Genomic DNA, 17,616 nt, shown 5'->3' with positions numbered 1-17,616 from the left:
ATTTATTGGTTAATTAAAAATGGTGTTTTACCATCGGTTACTATTATTTTTGTATTTGGTGATTTTGATAACTCGTTGAAAGCATCAATGCTTCGCAATTTAATAATTTCATTTGTTAAGCCCTCAGATAGTATTTTTTGCGAGTCTCTTGTTCCTTTTGCTTCTATTATTTTACGTTCAGCTTCAAACTTTTCTTGTTGTAAAACAAACTCCATTCGCATGGCATCTTGTTCAGCTTGTAACTTACTTTCAATAGATTGTGATAAACCTTGAGGAAGTTGAATGCTTTTCATCAAAACAGATTCAATAATAATTCCTTTGGCTAAGAGATTACTAGACATTTTTTTTAAGATGTCGCTTTCTATTTCTGAACGTTTACCAGAATGCATGTCTTTTGCATAATACTGGGCACAAATATCTGCCGATGCTGATCGAAATACATTTGCAATTATTCCCTCATAATTTAACCCTAAATCATTAACTATTTTTACAACTTCACTTTTCTCTAAACGGTATAAAATTGAAATCTGAGAGGTAATACTCAATCCTTCCTTACTTGGTAAACTCAGACTCAATTCCAAATTTCTAGTTTGAATAGAGGTTCGAACAATTTTAGAAGTAAATGGATTAAAAAAAACCGGTCCTTGCGGATAAATTTCTTCCGATAATTTACCTAATTTTTGTTTAAGACCAACTTCACCTGGCTTAATAGTTACGCAACTACTAATAATAAATGGTGCAATACAAAGTGCAATTAAATTTTTCATGATTTTTTTTTACAAAGTTAAAGACAGTATTGCTTCTATTTTATTTATATTTGTTATGACATACATTAAATATATTTATGCATTATACTTTACATCAATTACAGATATTCCTGAAAATTGCACAAACTAAGAGTATCACAAAAGCTGCTGTAGAACTTAATTTAACCCAACCTGCCGTTTCTATTCAATTAAAAAAACTACAGGAACAATTTGATATTCCTTTAACAGAAGTTATTGGAAGACAATTGTATATAACTCATTTTGGTGCTGAAATTGCCATTACAGCTCAAAAAGTATTAGATGAAGTAGCCACGATAAACTATAAATCAAAAACGTATAAAGGAATATTTTCAGGTAAACTAGCATTATCAGTGGTTTCTACTGGTAAATATGTTATGCCTTATTTCTTATCTGATTTTTTAAATCAAAATAAAGGGATTGATCTTGTAATGGATGTTACCAATAAATCGAAAGTGGTTAAAAGTCTTGAAAACAATGAAGTTGATTTTGCATTGGTTTCAATTTTGCCAGATGATATTCAATTGCAGTCTGAGATTTTACTTGAAAATAAGTTGTATTTAATTGGAAATCAAAATGCAGTTTCAGAAATACATAATAATGATTTAGATTTATTTAATGAGTTCCCGTTAATTTATAGAGAAGAAGGTTCTGCAACACGAATAGTTATGGAAAATTACCTTTATAGAAATGGTTTACAATCTGCCAAAAAAATACAGCTGACTTCAAATGAAGCGGTCAAACAAGCCGTTATTGCTGGAATTGGCTATTCGATTATGCCCATTATAGGATTAAAGAACGAATTGGAAAATGGTGATTTAAAAATCATACCCATGAAAGGATTTCCTATTCAGTCTAATTGGCATTTGGTATGGTTAAAAAACAAATCGATGAGTCCCGTTGCCGAAGCGTATATAAAATATATCAGAGATGAAAAAACCAATTTAAAAACGAATTATTTTTCATGGATTGATAATTATTAATGAATTGCATTTTTATATTAAAAATCGTATTGAGAAAAACTTTTAATCCCTTTCTTCATTCTCATTAAAGGAAGAAGGCATTAATTGTGGAATGAATTTTATCAATATTGGCAATAACAAACCTCCTCCAGGCAATAAGAAAATAGTGAGTGACGGAATGCTTTTACACACATCCAGTAACTGCCGTTTTATTTTCTTCTTTTCCTCTTTATCCAAATCTTTGTGTGTTGACTTTGCGAGTAATTGCATCAACTCTTTGCTTTGAGATATTTCTTTGAGCAACCTTTTTTTGTTTCGATTTATTAAAACTACAACACTATCCGAAGTTTGATCGTAAAAGTGTTTTACCGGATTAGAGTAATTAAAATAGGGTATTTCCTTTTTGTAATTGGCAATAAAATTATTGATAAATGCAATACTGCTCAATACAAAATTATCTTCAATGCTAAGACTTTCGCCTAGTTTAAACAAAAAGTAACGTTCTTCGTTTTCAACTTTTTCATCACTCCACAAACTGATTCCCGCCAAATCAATCATATAAAACTTCTCCAAGTCATTTTGAAGGTAATTCAATTCTAAATCATTTATTGTTTTAATTTCAGTGGTTGAAGACTTTGAATACCGCACAGAAGCATCAAACAGTTTCAGTAATAAAGAATCGTGATGTGATATATTCGTCTTTGATTTTAGCGAAAGCGAAACAATACTCATGACGATTCCCTCTATTTTATTCAAATATTTATCGGGGATGCTTCCTTTTTCGAGGTGTTGTTTGAAGGCCAAAACATCAATAAAGAGCATAGCATTGGTAATAGCATGCGAAAAGTTTTTGGTAAATAAATCTTCGTTGGTTTGAACCCTTTCGTGCAATATCTTTTCTAGCTTGCTTGATACTGTATTACTAGGTAATATTTTCTGTAAAGGATTAAATCCTTTTGTGGTCAATGAGTTGTAAAACGCAACAGTTTCCGTAATGAATTCAGTATAGTTGTTGTTTTTTTTAACCAATCGAAACATTTGATAAAGTGTGTTGAGCATCCCTATCTTTGAAATTTCCTGTGGCAAGCGGTTGGCGGTTTCAATGGGAAAGGTAACATCAAAACTGATGATGTGTCCAAAGATAAAACCTGTAGCTCTTGTTTGAGTATAGAAATCAATCGCACTCTCAGGAAATGGTTGAGGCAATTGACTTTGCTCTGCAAAAAACTTATCTATCCAGCCGGGAGCCGATGGGTTAATCATAAAAAAAAGCTATTTGATAATTCCCGAACACGCAACTCTTGCCCCTGCAGCTCCTGTAGGTTGTGTCACAAAATCATCTGGTTTTTCGTGAACAATTAATCCTTTGTTGACGATGTCTTTAGTCTCATCGCCACAGCTGATGCACCATTCATCGGTTTTGAAGGTGATGGTAGCATTTCCTTTTTCATCGGCTAGGAAGTTGCCTATATCGCCTTTGTGGCATTCAGAATCGCCCCATTTTCCGTGTTTTTTAAACGTTGGGTTCCAATGTCCACCGGCTGATGCTGCATCTGCAGACGAACAATCCGCTTTTTCATGAATGTGAATGGCGTGTTCACCCGGTTTTAGTCCTGCTAGTTTGGCTACTAGTGTTACCTCGTTGTTCTTTTGGGTGAAAGTAGCTGTTCCAGTTACACCGCTATTACTCTTGGTTTCAAAAGTAAGTTTTAGTGTGTTGCTCGTGTTGCTGGAGGAACTTTTGCATCCTAATATGATTAGTCCAAAAAGGACTAGAGCCGTTATTGTTCTTTTCATGAGTACTTTAATTTAGTGATATAAAGGTACTAAAATAAATCTTTGGTTAAAGTTAATTAATTGTAATATGTCACACTGAGCTTGTCGAAGTGTTTTTATTTGTTCTCGATACAATTTTCTCCCGAAGTATCGAACTGACGTGTAGGATGGATACAATTACTTGGTTTTTTCGCCTACAAAATACTGGGTTTGTGATTTGAATAGTACGTTGAACGTGGTGAGTGTTCCATAGATACGGGTAATGTATTGTTGGAGTTCTACTTTTTCTATTTCTTCGATGTTGCTGGCGTTTATCTTTTGTTCCATTACCCGAAGGCGGTCGCGTAGCATGACTATTTTGTGGAAGAACACATCTATAGGCACGTCTTTTCCTTGCACGCCTGCTTGTCCCGGTTCTAGTTTTAGGTTGCCGCCTTTCCATTTGTCGGCTATGGCTACTGGTTCGCCCAGCCCGTTCCATTTTTTTAGGATGGAGAGCAAGCTTTGTTCTACTTCATAGAAGCTGACAGTGTCTAGTTCGTTATCTGTGGCTTCAATGACTTCGAATTCGGAGTCGATAGTGATGGTTTCTAGTCCTGAGTCTATAAAAGTTACCCAATATTCTGTGGACGATACATTGGTTATTACGCCTTTGCCGAATTGGGGATGGTTTATTCTTGAACTTATTCCTAGTAGTTTCATTTTTAGATTTTTAGATTGTTGGACTTTTGAATTAAATGTGGTACTAAAATAGTGATTTGGTTGGAATAAAAAAATCTTGTTTCGGATTGTGATGGATTGAACGCTGATAAAACGGAATTTTTTGCGCTGATAAAACTGGTTTTAGGTTTTGATAACGTGAGTAGCTTTTTTTTTGTTTTCAAATGTTATTTGGGCACGGATTACTTCGTCAGTTCACTGCGCTCATGCTCAGAAACGCTAATTATATTGGATAAATTACATTATTTTGATAAAAAAAACCGCACTGATTATGAAGCAGTAGCGGTTTTCCAAACAATTAACTTAACTTAAAACTAAAAACAATAACTATTTTCTGCCACTAACTTGGTGGTGATGGTTTCTCTTAATCCAACGATGTTTGGCATGTTGGTGTATTTGGTAAATCGGCGCAATCCCATCAACATCATGCGTTGTTCATCGCCTTCGGCAAAAGAAATGATGCTTTCTTTCCCTTTTTGAGTTACTACATCTACCGCTTTGTATAAGTACAACTTAGCCATAGCAATTTGTTCTTTCACTTTATCTTCGCCTTGCGCTTTTGCCATCTTCTCAGTTCGTAAGACGGTGCTTTCTGCCATGTAAATTTCAATAAGTATATCTGCAGCAGCCATTAACAATTGTTGGTGTGCATCTAAGTCCATTCCATATTTTTGAACTGCTCCACCAGCTACCATCAGGAATGCTTTTTTCAATTTGCCAATCAATTCTTTTTCTTCGGCAAATAATTCGGAATAGTCTGGAGTATCAAATGATGGAATACCCATCAATTCTTCTTGTACCTTTGATGCTGGTCCAAGCAAATCAACATGGCCTTTCATGGCTTTTTTGATTAGCATACCCACCGATAACATTCGGTTAATTTCGTTTGTTCCTTCATAAATACGAGCAATACGTGCATCGCGCCAAGCACTTTCCATTGGTGTATCTTCTGAGAATCCCATACCACCATAAATTTGAATGCCTTCGTCAGCACAGTTTTGAACATCTTCAGAAACCGCCACTTTTAGAATAGAACATTCTATGGCAAATTCTTCCACGCCTTTCAATTCGGCTTCCTGATGGGAAGTACCTTCGGCTTCACGTAATTTGATTCGGGTTTCGATATCTTTAGCAGCCCGATAGGTAGCACTTTCTCCCGCATAGGCAGAAGTGGCCATTTCGGCTAATTTATAACGGATAGCTCCAAATTGTGCAATTGGCGTATTGAATTGTACTCTTTCATTCGCATAGTTCACCGCATTGGAAGTCACACGACGTTGTGCATCCAAACAAGCCGCAGCTAGTTTAATACGCCCAACATTCAAGGCGTTCATCGCTATTTTGAATCCTTCGCCACGACCTGCTAACATGTTTTCAACGGGTACTTTAGTCTCATTAAAGAAAACCTGTCGGGTAGAAGAAGCACGAATGCCTAGTTTGTGTTCTTCTTCGTTCATGGTAATGCCATTGGCAGCATCATTTTCTATAATGAAACCAGTAATATTTTTATCGTCTTCAATTCGAGCAAATACTATGAATACGGAACAAAAACCGGCATTGGATATCCACATTTTTTGCCCTGTAATGGAATAGGATTTGCCATCAGCTGATAAAACGGCTTTAGTTTTTCCAGAATTGGCATCAGAGCCAGCGCCTGGTTCGGTTAAACAATAGGCACCAAACCATTCGCCTGAAGCTAGTTTAGGCACGTATTTTTGTTTTTGTTCTTCAGTTCCGTATAGTGTAATGGGCATAGTTCCAATTCCGGTATGCGCACCAAAAGCTGTTGAAAACGAACCTGTAGCACCTGAAATGTAGTCACATACTAAGCACGTATCTACAAAACCCATTCCCATGCCGCCATACGCCTCGGGAACAGCAACGCTTAAAAATCCCATTTCTCCTGCTTTACGCATCATTTCTTCCGTAAAAGCATAGTCTTTGTGTTCAAAACGGTCTTTGTTTGGCCAGATTTCTTTATCTACAAATTCTTTAACGCTGTCACGCATCATGATTTGTTCTTCCGAAAAATCTTCGGGTGTAAAGATGTCTTCGCATTTTGTTTCTTTGACTAGGAATTGTCCACCTCTTGTAATTTCCATTGTTTATTTTTTTAGAGAAAAGAAAATAGAGAATAGAAAAAAGACATTTCTACATTCTATATTTTCATTTCGGGTTTTCTATATTCTATTTTCTATATTCTATTTTCTATATTCTATATTCTATATTCTTCGTTTTTACAACAACTCATACACTCCCGCCGCACCTTGTCCGGTTCCTACACACATACTCACAATTCCGTATTTATCCCCACGGCGTTTCATTTCTTCAAATAATTGCACCGATAATTTGGCTCCGGTACATCCTAGTGGGTGACCTAAAGCAATCGCTCCACCATTGACATTGATGCTATTTGGATTTAAATTTAATTCACGAGTTACGGCTAATGCTTGTGATGCAAAAGCTTCGTTGAGTTCAATTAAGTTAATATCATTTAAAGTAAGTCCAGCTTGTTTTAACGCTTTTGGTATGGCTTTCACGGGTCCAATTCCCATAATTCTAGGTTCAACACCCGCTGCGGCGTAGCTTACCATTCGGGCAATAGGAGTGAACCCTAATTCTTTGACCATGTCTTCATTCATCATTAAAACGAATGCTGCACCATCACTCATTTGAGAAGAATTACCAGCGGTTACGCTTCCGTCGGCTGCAAAAACGGGTTTTAAGTTTCCTAAAGCGGCAGTATTGGTATCGGCTCTTGGGCCTTCGTCTTTGGTAACGGTATATGATTTGGTTTCCTTTTTTCCATTTTCATTGATGAAGGTTTGTTCCACAGTAATCGGAACTATTTGTTTATCAAACTTGCCTTCAGCTTGTGCTTGCAAAGCTTTTCTGTGGGAATGGAAGGCAAATTCATCTTGGTCTTCACGAGAGATGTTGAATTGCTTGGCAACAGCTTCTGCCGTTAATCCCATTCCCCAATAATAATCTTCGTTTCCAGCTTTTGCCACGGCGTAATCGGGTGTGGGTTTGTAACCCCCCATCGGAATAAAACTCATGCTTTCTGCACCACCGGCTATAATGCAATCGGCCATCCCACTTTGGATTTTGGCGGTTGCCATGGCAATGGTTTCCAATCCCGAAGCGCAATAACGATTAACAGTTACCCCAGGAACATCGGTTACTTTTAATCCCATTAAGGAAATCAAACGCGCTACGTTTAATCCTTGTTCGGCTTCAGGCATGGCATTACCCACCATAACATCGTCAATTCGTTTTTTATCGAAATCGGGCAATTCATTCATCATAAATTGAATGGTTTCGGCTGCCAGCTCATCGGGACGTTTAAATCGAAATAGACCTTTTGGCGCTTTTCCAACCGCGGTTCTGTATGCGGATACTATGTAGGCTGTTTTCATTTGTTTTATTTGTATATTGTATTGTTGTGTAATGTATATTGTATTGTTGTATAATGTGTAATGTATTGTTGTATAATGTATATTGTATATTGTATATTGTATTGTTGTATAATGTATTTTGTAAATTATGTGGAAATGATTACAACTTTTTTTCGATTGAACTTTTTAGTTTAATTATCATATTTTGAATATGTTGTATTTCGGCTTCTAAGAAATTAAAATCATCTTGATTGATATATTGCAAATTTTTACATATGATTAATTGTGTTTCAAATTCAAAAGCTGAACCTAAAGAAACTCCTAAAAAATTATTGAAATCTTTATCAGTATTTCTACCACATCCTTCGGCAATATTTGAGGGTATAGAAACTGCGCAACGTCTTATTTGTGATGTTAATCCATAGATTTCCTCTTTCGGGAAACTTTGTGATTTTAAATAAGTATTGGTTACTAGTTCAATCGCTTTTTGCCAAACTTTCAATTCTTTAAAATAATTCATACACTTTGATTTACATTATACAATTTTACAATATACGGTATACAATTAATTACGAAGCGGTTTCCCCTTAGTTAACATAAATTGAATTCGCTCCAACGTTTTTCTTTCGGTACACAAACTCAAAAATGCTTCCCGTTCAATATCCAATAAGTACTGTTCGGATACGAATGTTGGTTCTGATAAATCGCCACCAGCCATCACATAAGCGAGTTTGTTAGCAATTTTTAAATCGTGCTCCGAAATGTATTTTCCAGCCACCATTTGATTAGTTCCAACCAAGAACATTCCCAACGCTTGTTTACCTAATACTTTCACATCTTTACGTTGAATAGGTTGCGTATATCCTTGCTCTGACATTTGTAATGCGATTTGTTTTGCCACTGCAATTTGTCGGTCTTTGTTAACTACTACAATATCTTTTCCTTTTTGTAAAACACCCGTATCAAAAGCTTCATACGCCGATGTGGAGACTTTTGCCATGGCAACGGCTAAGAAATATTCTTGTAGTACATTCAATTCGACGTCATTTTTATGAAATAAATCGGAAGCACGTAATGCCATTTCTTTGGAACCACCGCCACCAGGAATTACACCCACACCAAATTCTACCAATCCGATATAACTTTCGGCCGCAGCCACAACTCTATCAGCATGCATGGTCATTTCGCAACCGCCACCTAATGTCATTCCGTGAGGAGCTACAATCACCGGAATAGAAGAGTAGCGTACGCGCATCATGGTATCTTGAAAATATTTGATTGCCATGTTTAACTCTTCGTATTCTTGTTCGACCGCCATCATAAAAATCATTCCGATATTGGCACCAACCGTAAAATTGGCTGCTTGATTTCCGATGACTAATCCGTTGTATTCTTTTTCTGCCAAATCAATTCCTTTATTGATGGCCGCTAAAACATCGCCACCAATGGTATTCATTTTACTTTGAAATTCTATGTTTAAAATTCCATCACCAATATCCGTAATTACCGCACCGCTATTGCTCCATACTTTTTTGCTGTCGCGGATATTGTTTAAAATGATAAAACTGTCTTGTCCAGGAACTTTTTCTTGCGATTTGGTTGGGATATTATAAAAATAAGTAGCCCCTTCTTTAATGGAATAAAAACTGGAGCTTCCAGAAGCTAACATATCGGTAACCCAAGTGGCTGGTTGATATCCTTCGGCTTGCATTAAGGCAATTCCTTTTTCCACACCAATGGCATCCCAAATTTCAAACGGACCATTTTCCCAACCGAACCCTGCTTTCATGGCATCATCTATTTTATAGAATTCGTCGGTTATTTCAGGTACACGATTGGAGCAATAGGCAAACATGGCTGCGAAGTTTTTTCTGTAAAATTCGCCTGCTTTGTCTTTTCCTTTTACCAAAACTTTGAAACGATCAATAGGTTTGTCAATGGTTTTAGTTAATTCTAAGGTGGCAAACGAAGCTTTTTTAGCCGCTCGGTATTCTAATGTATCTAAATCTAATGAAAGAATTTCAGGTTTTCCTGCTCCCTCACCTTTGGGGAGGGCTGGGGTGGGGCTTTTTTTATAAAAACCTTGTCCTGTTTTGCTTCCCAGCCATTTGTTTTCCATCATTTTAGTGATGAAATTTGGGAGTTTGAAGAGTTCGTGTGCTTCGTCGTTTGGGCAATTGTCATAAATTCCGTTGGCCACATGAACTAACGTATCTAAACCAACTACATCAACCGTTCTAAACGTAGCCGATTTTGGACGACCAATAACTGGTCCTGTAAGTTTATCGACTTCTTCAATGGTTAATCCCATGTCTTTTACTAAATGAAATAAACTTTGGATGCCAAAAATCCCAATACGGTTTCCAATAAAAGCAGGCGTATCTTTAGCGATTACTGATGTTTTTCCTAAATATTTTGAACCATAATCAAAAAGGAAATCCAATACTTCAGGAGATGTTTTTGGTCCAGGAATAATTTCAAACAATTTTAAATAACGTGCCGGATTAAAGAAATGCGTTCCACAAAAATGCGCTTGGAAATCATCGCTTCTGCCTTCACTCATAAAATGGATAGGAATACCCGAAGTATTTGAAGTTACTAATGTTCCGGGCTTACGATATTTGTCGATTTGTTCGAATACCAGTTTTTTGATATCCAAACGTTCTACTACAACCTCAATAATCCAATCGTAATTCGCAATTTTAGCCATATCGTCTGTAGTATTACCCGTGGTAATTCTGCTTGCAAATTTCTGACTGTAAATAGGCGATGGGTTCGATTTTAAAGCATTGGCTAAATGTTCGTTCACCAAGCGGTTACGAACTATTTTATTTTCTAAAGTCAATCCCTTTTTTTCTTCGGCTTCCGTTACTGCATTTGGAATAATGTCTAGAAGCAGCACTTCTAAACCAATGTTTGCAAAATGACACGCAATGCCAGAACCCATAATTCCGGATCCGACGACTGCCACTTTTTTGATTGTTCGTTTCATGTTTTTTATTTTAGAGAATAGAAAATAGAGAATAGAAAATAGACTTTTCTCTTTTTCAATTAGACTTCTATATTCTTTGTTCTATTTTCTTTGTTCTTATTTTTAAAATATCTTCTTCTCAGCAATTAATTCATTTATAATATCGGCAACTTCCATAAAGTTATGCAATTTTTCTTCGGATATGTTCTTTCGGATGGTTTCGTTGAATTGCAAAACAGTTTCCTTTGATTTGGCTCTCATTTCTTTACCAAAATCGGTTAAGTAAATTAATACACCCCTTCCGTCATCTGGATTTTTTTTTCGAACGATTAATCCTTTTTCCTCCAATGTTTTTAATGTTCTAGTTAAACTGGTAGCTTCCATTCCCATACGAGAAGAAATGGCTGTTGATGGCGTTCCGTCTTCTTTATCAATGCTTAATAATGCAAAACCTATTGCCATCGAACCATCAAATTTGGATGCTTCTTCGTTATACATTCGGGCAACGGCTTGCCAGGTAGCGCGAAGTATATAATCTATTGTTTTTTCTTTCATAGAATAACTAAAACGATTTAGTTTACGTTTCAAAGATATAAAAAAAATATTATGCGCGCATAGTAAAATTTATTTTTTTGATCAAAAAAAATGCTCAAGTACAACAAGAGCATTATTATTTGGATTTTTTAAATTAAAATTTACTTCATTTTTCTATTTACAAAAGCAACAGCTGAACCAATGATTGCACCAATTATTATGTTAATTACAATATCAGTAATCATGCTTTCTATGTTTAAGGTTTTATTTGAAAAAATATAGAAATTCATTGATAAACCGTTAAATAAACCAATAACGGCACCAGCATACAATCCTGTTATAGGATTTGAAATACCTGCCCATTTGTTAAAGATATAGGAAACAAAAAAACCAAAAGTGAAGCATCCTAAAGCGATGAATTCTAATTTTGTTTCTGCCGATTCAGGATAAATGTTTGGAAAAAGTTTTGCATAAAAAACCCAACCCAAAAGAAAATTAACGATACCTCCAACGATACCTCCTACAATAAAGTTTTTCGCATTCATAATTAAAAGTTTTATTGGTTAATATAATAAAAGTATTAAAAAAGTAACAATAAATTAATTTAACAGTTGTTTAATTGTTAACTAATAAAAATTGTAGATTGTTAATAAAGCTTTAGAGAAACAATTAGATTTTATCTTTTGAAAAGCTACCGTCATCAACGTCTTTTAGAAACTTAATTACACCAGGAAAGTAATGTTCCTGATCATCATATTGCGAGCAATGACTTCCGTTTGGACAGAATAAAAAACGACCGTTTTGAACTTCTTTGGATATCCATTCCATGTGTTTTGGGTCCATAGTATCATATTTGGCACCAATTGCTAATGTTGGAATGGTTAGTGTTTTTAATTTAGCAGTGATATCCCAGTTTTTTAAAGTCGCATCTCCGGTAATTCCAAATTCACTTGGACCTTGCATATAAACGTACACATTTGGGTTTAAATGTTTAAAAGCTCTATTAATTGACTCTGGCCATTTGTCGACTGGCATTCGCAAAATATGTTCGGTGTAGTAATAGTTCAACAACAACTCCATATATTTTGGGTTGGAGTAGTCTTTATTTTTTTCAAATTCTTTGATTTGTGTAAATACTTTTGGATCAAGTTGCGGACCTAGGACTTCTTCGGCATATTTATTATACGCTGGTGCGCTTGCCATCATATTAGAAATGATAAGTCCTTTTAGGTTCTTTTGGTATTTCAGAGCATATTCCATCGCCAAAATTCCGCCCCAAGATTGCCCTAATAAATAGAAATTGGTAGTATCAAGTTTCAATGCTTTTCTAACTTGTTCAACTTCTTCCACAAAACGTTCGGTAGTCCAAAGTCGCTTATCGTTTGGTTGGTCACTATAATACGAACCTAACTGGTCGTAATAAATGTATTCGATACTTTCGTTAGGAAAAAAACCATCAAAGCTCTCAAAAAACTCATGCGTTCCGCCCGGACCACCATGAAGCAGTAGTACTTTTATTTTTGGATTATTTCCCACTCTTTTAGTCCAAACATTGAATTTGCCAATAGGAGTGGAGATGGGAATCATTTTGATTCCACCAGTAGCTTGGTCATCACTTTTGGAATAATCTAAATAATTGGATTTTATAGTGTCAGAGGGATTACTTTCTTTACAGCTAGAAAGAAAAAATAAAGTTAATACAATGTATATAATAGGTTTATTATTCATTTTTTAAAATATGAATAAGATTAGTTATAGATTTTTTGATATAAATTATTATAAATTTCTTTAACCACTTTTCTCTTTAGTTTCATAGTAGGAGTGAGCTGACCACCATCAATTGTCCAAATATCGGGTGTGAGTTCAAAACGTTTTATTTTTTCCCAGTTGCCAAATTTTTCATTGTATTTTCCAACTTCTTTTCCAATTCTTTGAATTACTTGCTCATTATTGATTAGCTCTTCGTTTGTTTTACCAATAGTAATATTTTTTCGTTTAGCCCATTCTCTTATAAAATCAAAACTAGGTTGAATAAACGCGGCAGGCATTTTTTCACCATCGCCAATAACCATTATTTGTTCAATAAATAGTGATTGTTTCATCTCGTTTTCAATGATTTGAGGTGCGATATATTTTCCTCCAGAGGTTTTGAACATTTCTTTTTTGCGATCTGTAATTTTCAGAAAATTATCAGCATCAAGTTCACCAATATCTCCAGTATGAAAATAGCCGTCTTTGATTGCTTCATTTGTTAATTCTTCGTCTTTGTAATAGCCCATCATTACATTGGGTCCTTTGCAAAGTATTTCACCGTCTTCGGCTATTTTTACTTCAACATTATCAATAATTCTTCCAACTGTTCCAATTTTGAAACCACCATTTTTTTGATCGTTTACAGAAATTACGGGTGATGTTTCGGTTAAACCGTATCCTTCCATAACGGGCATTTCTGCTGCAGCAAAAACCCTAATCAATCGGTGTTGTAGTGCTGCACTTCCCGAAACCAATACATTTAGATTGCCCCCTAAACCTTCTTTCCATTTGCTAAAAATGAGTTTCCGGGCAATTCCTAATTGAAATTCATACCACCATCCATTAGCTTTGTACGGTTCATATTGTAGTCCTAAATTTACTGCCCAAAAAAACAATTTCTTTTTGACTCCTGTTAAATCTTCTCCTTTTGCAATAATTTTATCATATACTTTTTCGAGAAGTCTTGGAACAACAGAGAAAACGGTAGGTTTAACTTCTTTTATATTTTCGGAAAGTTTTTCTATTGATTCTGCAAAATAAATAGATACAGAATAGTATTGATATATATATAAAATTACACGCTCAAAGATGTGACAAATGGGTAAGAAACTCAAAGCAACACTTGTACCTTCATCAAATGGAATTCTACAGGCACTGTCAAGCACATTGGAAACAATATTATTATGCGATAACATAACACCTTTTGGTCTTCCTGTTGTGCCAGATGTATAAATTATGGTAGCTAATTCATCGGGTTTTACATTATTTTTTCGGTCCTCAACCACATCTTGATTACTTTCGTCTTTTCCTAATTCTAGGAGTGATTTCCAGTTTTTGCATCCTTCGATTTCATTAAAAGAGTAAATATCTTTGAGCAAAGGAATATTGGATTTAACCGAAATCAACTTATTATATACTATTTCATCAGAAATAAAACAGAATTTTGACTCGGAGTGATTTAAAATGTATTCATAATCTTCTGCTGCAATTGTGGGATAAATGGGTACATTTTGAGCGCCTACTTGAAGTATTCCAATATCCATTATGTTCCATTCGGTTCTGTTATTGGTTGAAATTATGGCAATTTTATCATTTTTATTAATGCCTAAACGCAATAAAGCTCTTGATATGGCATTGGCTTTATCAAGGTACTCTTGAGTAGAGGTAGCAATCCATTTTCCATCATATTTTGTAACTAGGCAATTGGAAATATTATTCTTTTCTAGTTGATAATAGGGAAAGTCAAAAAGGCGTGAGATTTTTGTCATTTTGATTAAAATTTTATTGCAAATTAAATAATATTAGTATCATTTACAATAAAATGCATATTTTTTGAAGATATTTTCTAATATAATATCAAAGTTTCCCCATATTTTCTGCCAAAGTTTCAATAAACTTAGTAATTGGACCTTTAATCATCATGGCCATCATGGGATTAAATTCGCCTTCAAATTGTAATTGAATATCACTTGACGTTTCAGAATTACTAGTAATATTGGCGGTTAAAGTAAAAGGTAATTTATCACTTGCTGCAGCTAGATTTACTTTAGAATTAGGAACACCTTCTTTTAATCTCAATTTGATTTCGGGCATTCCTTTTAATCCAAAGTTGAAAATATCATCGCCCAATACTTCAAACTTGGCAATGCTGTCGGGCATAAGTTTTTCATAACTTTTCACATCGGATAAAGCATTGTACAAATATTCAGCTGATTGTGCTACAGTAACTTTTGGGCTTTCTAGGTTCATTTTTTTATATTTTTTTAAAGAGAAAAGAAAATAGAGAATAGAAAGTAGATTTTGGCCTTATACTAAATTTCTATATTCTATATTCTATTTTCTATATTCTATTTTCTTATTTTACACATTCCATGTCGATGGACTTTCTCGCCATTCTTGTAAAGTGGAAAGTTCTTTTTCGGTGATATAATTTTTGGCAACAGCCAAGTGTAATAAATGTTCATAATCGGCTAAAGTATGCAAATTGACATTGGCTTTTTTAAAATTAGCTGTAGCAATATCGAAACCATAGGTAAAAATGGCAACCATACCTTTTACATTTGCGCCTGCCTCTTTTAATGCTTCAACAGCTAACAAACTACTGTTTCCGGTACTAATCAGATCTTCAACGACAACAACATTTTGTCCTTTTTGCAGAAATCCTTCCACTTGATTTTGCCTACCGTGTTTTTTGGGTTCTGGACGAACGTAAACAAAAGGCAAACCCAAATATTCGGCAACGAGCATTCCAATGCCAATTGCACCCGTGGCTACACCTGCAATGACGTCGGGTTTGCCAAATTCTTTTTCGATATGCTTTGAAAATTCTTCGCGAACAAAATTTCTTATCGCTGGAAAAGACAGTATTAATCGGTTGTCGCAGTAAATTGGAGAATGCCAACCTGAAGCCCATGTAAAAGGATTTTTTGGATTCAATTTAATTGCATTTATTTGTAAAAGCAATTCGGCTGTTTTTTCGGCTGTTTCTTTATTAAAAATCATAGTACAAATGTATAAAGTTTTTGTCAACGACAAACCTCTTTTTTTAACAAACCAAATAGCCAAGGAAACCGATTTTCAGCTTTTTTTATTGGAAAGTGTTGATATTGAGCAAGTCATCATCAAAATGTTTCAAAACAAAATTCAGAAAGCGTATTTGTATTATCCTGATGAAAAGGAAATTCTGAAAAAAGTAAAAGAAAAAATTCCCGTTTGCAAAGCCGGTGGAGGTTTAGTATACAATAAAAAGGGCGACGTTTTGTTCATTTTTAGAAACGGAAAATGGGATTTACCCAAAGGAGGAATTGAGAAAGGCGAAGAAATTGAAGATACAGCGAGACGCGAAGTAGAAGAAGAAACCGGTGTCAATAATTTAGTAATTAGTCACAAACTTCAAAAAACCTACCACGTTTTTAAACGCAATGGTAAATACAAACTAAAGATTACACATTGGTTTGAGATGAGAACCAACTTTGAAGGAATTCCTGTAGGACAAGCCAATGAAGGAATAGAAAAAGTAGTTTGGCTCAATCCAGAACAAATCAAAGAAGCACTCAAAAACTCTTATGAAAATATCAAATTGTTATTTGAAGAGGAAAAACTGCTGAAATAAGTTTACTGGTATTGTCTAAGATACAAAAATTCTTTTGTCTTAATACTATCTTCTATTAAACTCTTCATGATTATCTATAAATGTAATATTTCTTGTTGAAGCTGTGTTTACTCGTAAATCAAAAATATCAAAACGATTGTAATGTCCTAAAATGTCATGCATCTGTTTCGGTTGGATGCATTTCTCCAAATCAATATCAGCGTACACAATTCCTTCATCATCAATTAGCGGTGTTCCGATTACAGCACCATTGGGACCAATAAACCCTGAAAATGCTGAGTTTTTACGAGTTAATAGTTCATCAACATTGGGAACATCAGCACGCAAAGCGTCTTTTATTTCTTGGGAAATCGTTGAACACGAAACAATGGTAAACAGTTTTCCTTCGAATGAATGGGCGGCTGCTCTAATCTTTATCGCTTCTGCCATATCATAATCGGGTGGTGCAACTGGAAGTGAAATATAATTGGCAATATGAATTAATTCGCCTTGCGTTAATAATGTAAATCGCGCTAAGGTATTGGTATTTTCACCACATGCTAAAGTTCCAATCGGACCAATTTCTGTATCGTACACTTTTAAAGATGAGCCGTCACCAGATGTCCAAGTTAGTTTTTCAGCCCAAGTTGGTACTAATTTTCGGTGTTTGCCAATGAGTTTTCCTTGGTTGTCGATGATTAAATTGGTGTTGTAAATTTCGCCATAGCTATCGCCACGTTCGTTAATCCCGATAACGATGTGAATGTTGTGGTCTTTTGCAGCTTGAAATAAGGGCTTTAGGACAAAGTCTTCCGTTTTCAGGGAAGATTTATACAATTGTTCATACCATTTACTGCCTTGAATTGGTGTCATAATCCAATTCCAATACGGATAAGCAGCCACAAATACTTCTGGAAAGGCAATGAGTTGGGCACCATTTGTACTAGCTTCTTTTACAAACGAAATGGCTTTGGCTATTGTTTTTTCTACATTGAGAAAAACAGGTGAAGTTTGTACGGTGGCGGCTTTGAATTTTTTGAAGTCCATTTGGGAGTATTAAGATTGGAGTATTAAGTATTAAGACTGAATATAATTTAAAATTTTATTTTTTATTTCCTCATTGAAC

Annotated in this window: 17 protein-coding genes; 2 read left to right on the top strand and 15 right to left on the bottom strand. The window is 35.0% G+C overall.

What is annotated here, in order from left to right; all coding sequences use genetic code 11:
* Positions 1 to 2: 2 nt before the first annotated feature.
* Entirely contained in the window at positions 3 to 767 is a 765-nt protein-coding gene (locus tag ACK5ON_RS02055) for a prohibitin family protein (RefSeq protein WP_409819402.1), read from the bottom strand.
* Positions 768 to 844: 77 nt separating this feature from the next.
* On the opposite strand from ACK5ON_RS02055, the gene ACK5ON_RS02050 reads away from it, so the two are divergent.
* Positions 845 to 1,768, top strand: coding sequence for a LysR family transcriptional regulator (locus tag ACK5ON_RS02050; RefSeq protein WP_396175711.1), 924 nt, complete (start codon positions 845 to 847; stop codon positions 1,766 to 1,768).
* Positions 1,769 to 1,810: 42 nt separating this feature from the next.
* Here ACK5ON_RS02050 and ACK5ON_RS02045 read toward each other — a convergent pair whose 3' ends face one another.
* The 13 genes from ACK5ON_RS02045 to pyrE form a co-directional block, all read right to left on the bottom strand.
* A complete protein-coding gene (locus ACK5ON_RS02045; RefSeq protein ID WP_409819399.1) occupies positions 1,811 to 3,010 on the bottom strand; it encodes an LETM1-related biofilm-associated protein in 1,200 nt (399 codons plus the stop codon).
* 9 nt (positions 3,011 to 3,019) lie between these two features.
* A complete protein-coding gene (locus ACK5ON_RS02040) occupies positions 3,020 to 3,544 on the bottom strand; it encodes a superoxide dismutase family protein (RefSeq protein WP_409819396.1) in 525 nt (174 codons plus the stop codon).
* Between the two features lie 156 nt (positions 3,545 to 3,700).
* A complete protein-coding gene (locus ACK5ON_RS02035) occupies positions 3,701 to 4,225 on the bottom strand; it encodes a hypothetical protein (RefSeq protein ID WP_409819394.1) in 525 nt (174 codons plus the stop codon).
* A 332-nt stretch (positions 4,226 to 4,557) separates the two neighbouring features.
* Positions 4,558 to 6,345 carry an acyl-CoA dehydrogenase family protein gene (locus tag ACK5ON_RS02030; RefSeq protein WP_409819392.1) on the bottom strand — a complete coding sequence of 596 codons (1,788 nt, stop codon included), beginning with the start codon at positions 6,343 to 6,345 and terminating at the stop codon, positions 4,558 to 4,560.
* A 135-nt stretch (positions 6,346 to 6,480) separates the two neighbouring features.
* Positions 6,481 to 7,662, bottom strand: a complete 1,182-nt coding sequence (locus tag ACK5ON_RS02025) for an acetyl-CoA C-acyltransferase (protein WP_409819389.1) — start codon at positions 7,660 to 7,662, stop codon at positions 6,481 to 6,483.
* A 139-nt stretch (positions 7,663 to 7,801) separates the two neighbouring features.
* Positions 7,802 to 8,161, bottom strand: coding sequence for a four helix bundle protein (locus ACK5ON_RS02020; RefSeq protein WP_409819387.1), 360 nt, complete (start codon positions 8,159 to 8,161; stop codon positions 7,802 to 7,804).
* 45 nt (positions 8,162 to 8,206) lie between these two features.
* Entirely contained in the window at positions 8,207 to 10,633 is a 2,427-nt protein-coding gene (locus ACK5ON_RS02015; RefSeq protein ID WP_409819385.1) for a 3-hydroxyacyl-CoA dehydrogenase/enoyl-CoA hydratase family protein, read from the bottom strand.
* Positions 10,634 to 10,735: 102 nt separating this feature from the next.
* The gene (locus tag ACK5ON_RS02010; protein ID WP_409819383.1) at positions 10,736 to 11,167 is read right to left on the bottom strand and encodes a MarR family winged helix-turn-helix transcriptional regulator; all 432 of its coding nucleotides are present in this window, start codon (positions 11,165 to 11,167) and stop codon (positions 10,736 to 10,738) included.
* Between the two features lie 140 nt (positions 11,168 to 11,307).
* Positions 11,308 to 11,691 carry a hypothetical protein gene (locus ACK5ON_RS02005; RefSeq protein WP_396174426.1) on the bottom strand — a complete coding sequence of 128 codons (384 nt, stop codon included), beginning with the start codon at positions 11,689 to 11,691 and terminating at the stop codon, positions 11,308 to 11,310.
* Between the two features lie 124 nt (positions 11,692 to 11,815).
* The gene (locus ACK5ON_RS02000; RefSeq protein WP_396174424.1) at positions 11,816 to 12,874 is read right to left on the bottom strand and encodes a proline iminopeptidase-family hydrolase; all 1,059 of its coding nucleotides are present in this window, start codon (positions 12,872 to 12,874) and stop codon (positions 11,816 to 11,818) included.
* 20 nt (positions 12,875 to 12,894) lie between these two features.
* The gene (locus ACK5ON_RS01995) at positions 12,895 to 14,667 is read right to left on the bottom strand and encodes an AMP-dependent synthetase/ligase (protein WP_409819380.1); all 1,773 of its coding nucleotides are present in this window, start codon (positions 14,665 to 14,667) and stop codon (positions 12,895 to 12,897) included.
* An 88-nt stretch (positions 14,668 to 14,755) separates the two neighbouring features.
* Positions 14,756 to 15,148, bottom strand: coding sequence for an SRPBCC family protein (locus ACK5ON_RS01990; RefSeq protein ID WP_396174421.1), 393 nt, complete (start codon positions 15,146 to 15,148; stop codon positions 14,756 to 14,758).
* Positions 15,149 to 15,259: 111 nt separating this feature from the next.
* The gene (gene pyrE / locus ACK5ON_RS01985) at positions 15,260 to 15,901 is read right to left on the bottom strand and encodes an orotate phosphoribosyltransferase (RefSeq protein WP_396174419.1); all 642 of its coding nucleotides are present in this window, start codon (positions 15,899 to 15,901) and stop codon (positions 15,260 to 15,262) included.
* A gap of 7 nt (positions 15,902 to 15,908) precedes the next feature.
* Between pyrE and ACK5ON_RS01980 the strand changes: the two genes are divergently transcribed.
* On the top strand, positions 15,909 to 16,511 hold the full coding sequence (locus ACK5ON_RS01980) for an NUDIX hydrolase (RefSeq protein WP_409819376.1): 603 nt from the start codon (positions 15,909 to 15,911) through the stop codon (positions 16,509 to 16,511).
* Positions 16,512 to 16,556: 45 nt separating this feature from the next.
* On the opposite strand, the gene ACK5ON_RS01975 is transcribed toward ACK5ON_RS01980, so the two are convergent.
* Positions 16,557 to 17,537, bottom strand: coding sequence for a carbon-nitrogen hydrolase family protein (locus ACK5ON_RS01975; RefSeq protein ID WP_409819373.1), 981 nt, complete (start codon positions 17,535 to 17,537; stop codon positions 16,557 to 16,559).
* Between the last annotated feature and the right edge of the window lie 79 nt (positions 17,538 to 17,616).

The organism is Flavobacterium sp. (genome assembly GCF_046317795.1).
Taxonomy (GTDB): Bacteria; Bacteroidota; Bacteroidia; order Flavobacteriales; family Flavobacteriaceae; genus Flavobacterium.
The sequence above is the reverse complement of the archived record's forward strand: the minus strand, read 5'-3'. Positions and strand labels throughout refer to the sequence as shown.

Bases quoted from the DNA above. Each gene is read 5' to 3' on its own strand.
- ACK5ON_RS02030 (WP_409819392.1), bottom strand. From the start codon at position 6,345: ATGGAAATTACAAGAGGTGGACAATTCCTAGTCAAAGAAACAAAATGC.
- ACK5ON_RS02010 (WP_409819383.1), bottom strand. From the start codon at position 11,167: ATGAAAGAAAAAACAATAGATTATATACTTCGCGCTACCTGGCAAGCC.
- ACK5ON_RS02005 (WP_396174426.1), bottom strand. From the start codon at position 11,691: ATGAATGCGAAAAACTTTATTGTAGGAGGTATCGTTGGAGGTATCGTT.
- ACK5ON_RS02045 (WP_409819399.1), bottom strand. From the start codon at position 3,010: ATGATTAACCCATCGGCTCCCGGCTGGATAGATAAGTTTTTTGCAGAG.
- ACK5ON_RS02015 (WP_409819385.1), bottom strand. From the start codon at position 10,633: ATGAAACGAACAATCAAAAAAGTGGCAGTCGTCGGATCCGGAATTATG.
- ACK5ON_RS01995 (WP_409819380.1), bottom strand. From the start codon at position 14,667: ATGACAAAAATCTCACGCCTTTTTGACTTTCCCTATTATCAACTAGAA.
- ACK5ON_RS02025 (WP_409819389.1), bottom strand. From the start codon at position 7,662: ATGAAAACAGCCTACATAGTATCCGCATACAGAACCGCGGTTGGAAAA.
- ACK5ON_RS02040 (WP_409819396.1), bottom strand. From the start codon at position 3,544: ATGAAAAGAACAATAACGGCTCTAGTCCTTTTTGGACTAATCATATTA.
- ACK5ON_RS02020 (WP_409819387.1), bottom strand. From the start codon at position 8,161: ATGAATTATTTTAAAGAATTGAAAGTTTGGCAAAAAGCGATTGAACTA.
- pyrE (WP_396174419.1), bottom strand. From the start codon at position 15,901: ATGATTTTTAATAAAGAAACAGCCGAAAAAACAGCCGAATTGCTTTTA.
- ACK5ON_RS02055 (WP_409819402.1), bottom strand. From the start codon at position 767: ATGAAAAATTTAATTGCACTTTGTATTGCACCATTTATTATTAGTAGT.
- ACK5ON_RS01980 (WP_409819376.1), top strand. From the start codon at position 15,909: ATGTATAAAGTTTTTGTCAACGACAAACCTCTTTTTTTAACAAACCAA.
- ACK5ON_RS01975 (WP_409819373.1), bottom strand. From the start codon at position 17,537: ATGGACTTCAAAAAATTCAAAGCCGCCACCGTACAAACTTCACCTGTT.
- ACK5ON_RS02050 (WP_396175711.1), top strand. From the start codon at position 845: ATGCATTATACTTTACATCAATTACAGATATTCCTGAAAATTGCACAA.
- ACK5ON_RS01990 (WP_396174421.1), bottom strand. From the start codon at position 15,148: ATGAACCTAGAAAGCCCAAAAGTTACTGTAGCACAATCAGCTGAATAT.
- ACK5ON_RS02035 (WP_409819394.1), bottom strand. From the start codon at position 4,225: ATGAAACTACTAGGAATAAGTTCAAGAATAAACCATCCCCAATTCGGC.
- ACK5ON_RS02000 (WP_396174424.1), bottom strand. From the start codon at position 12,874: ATGAATAATAAACCTATTATATACATTGTATTAACTTTATTTTTTCTT.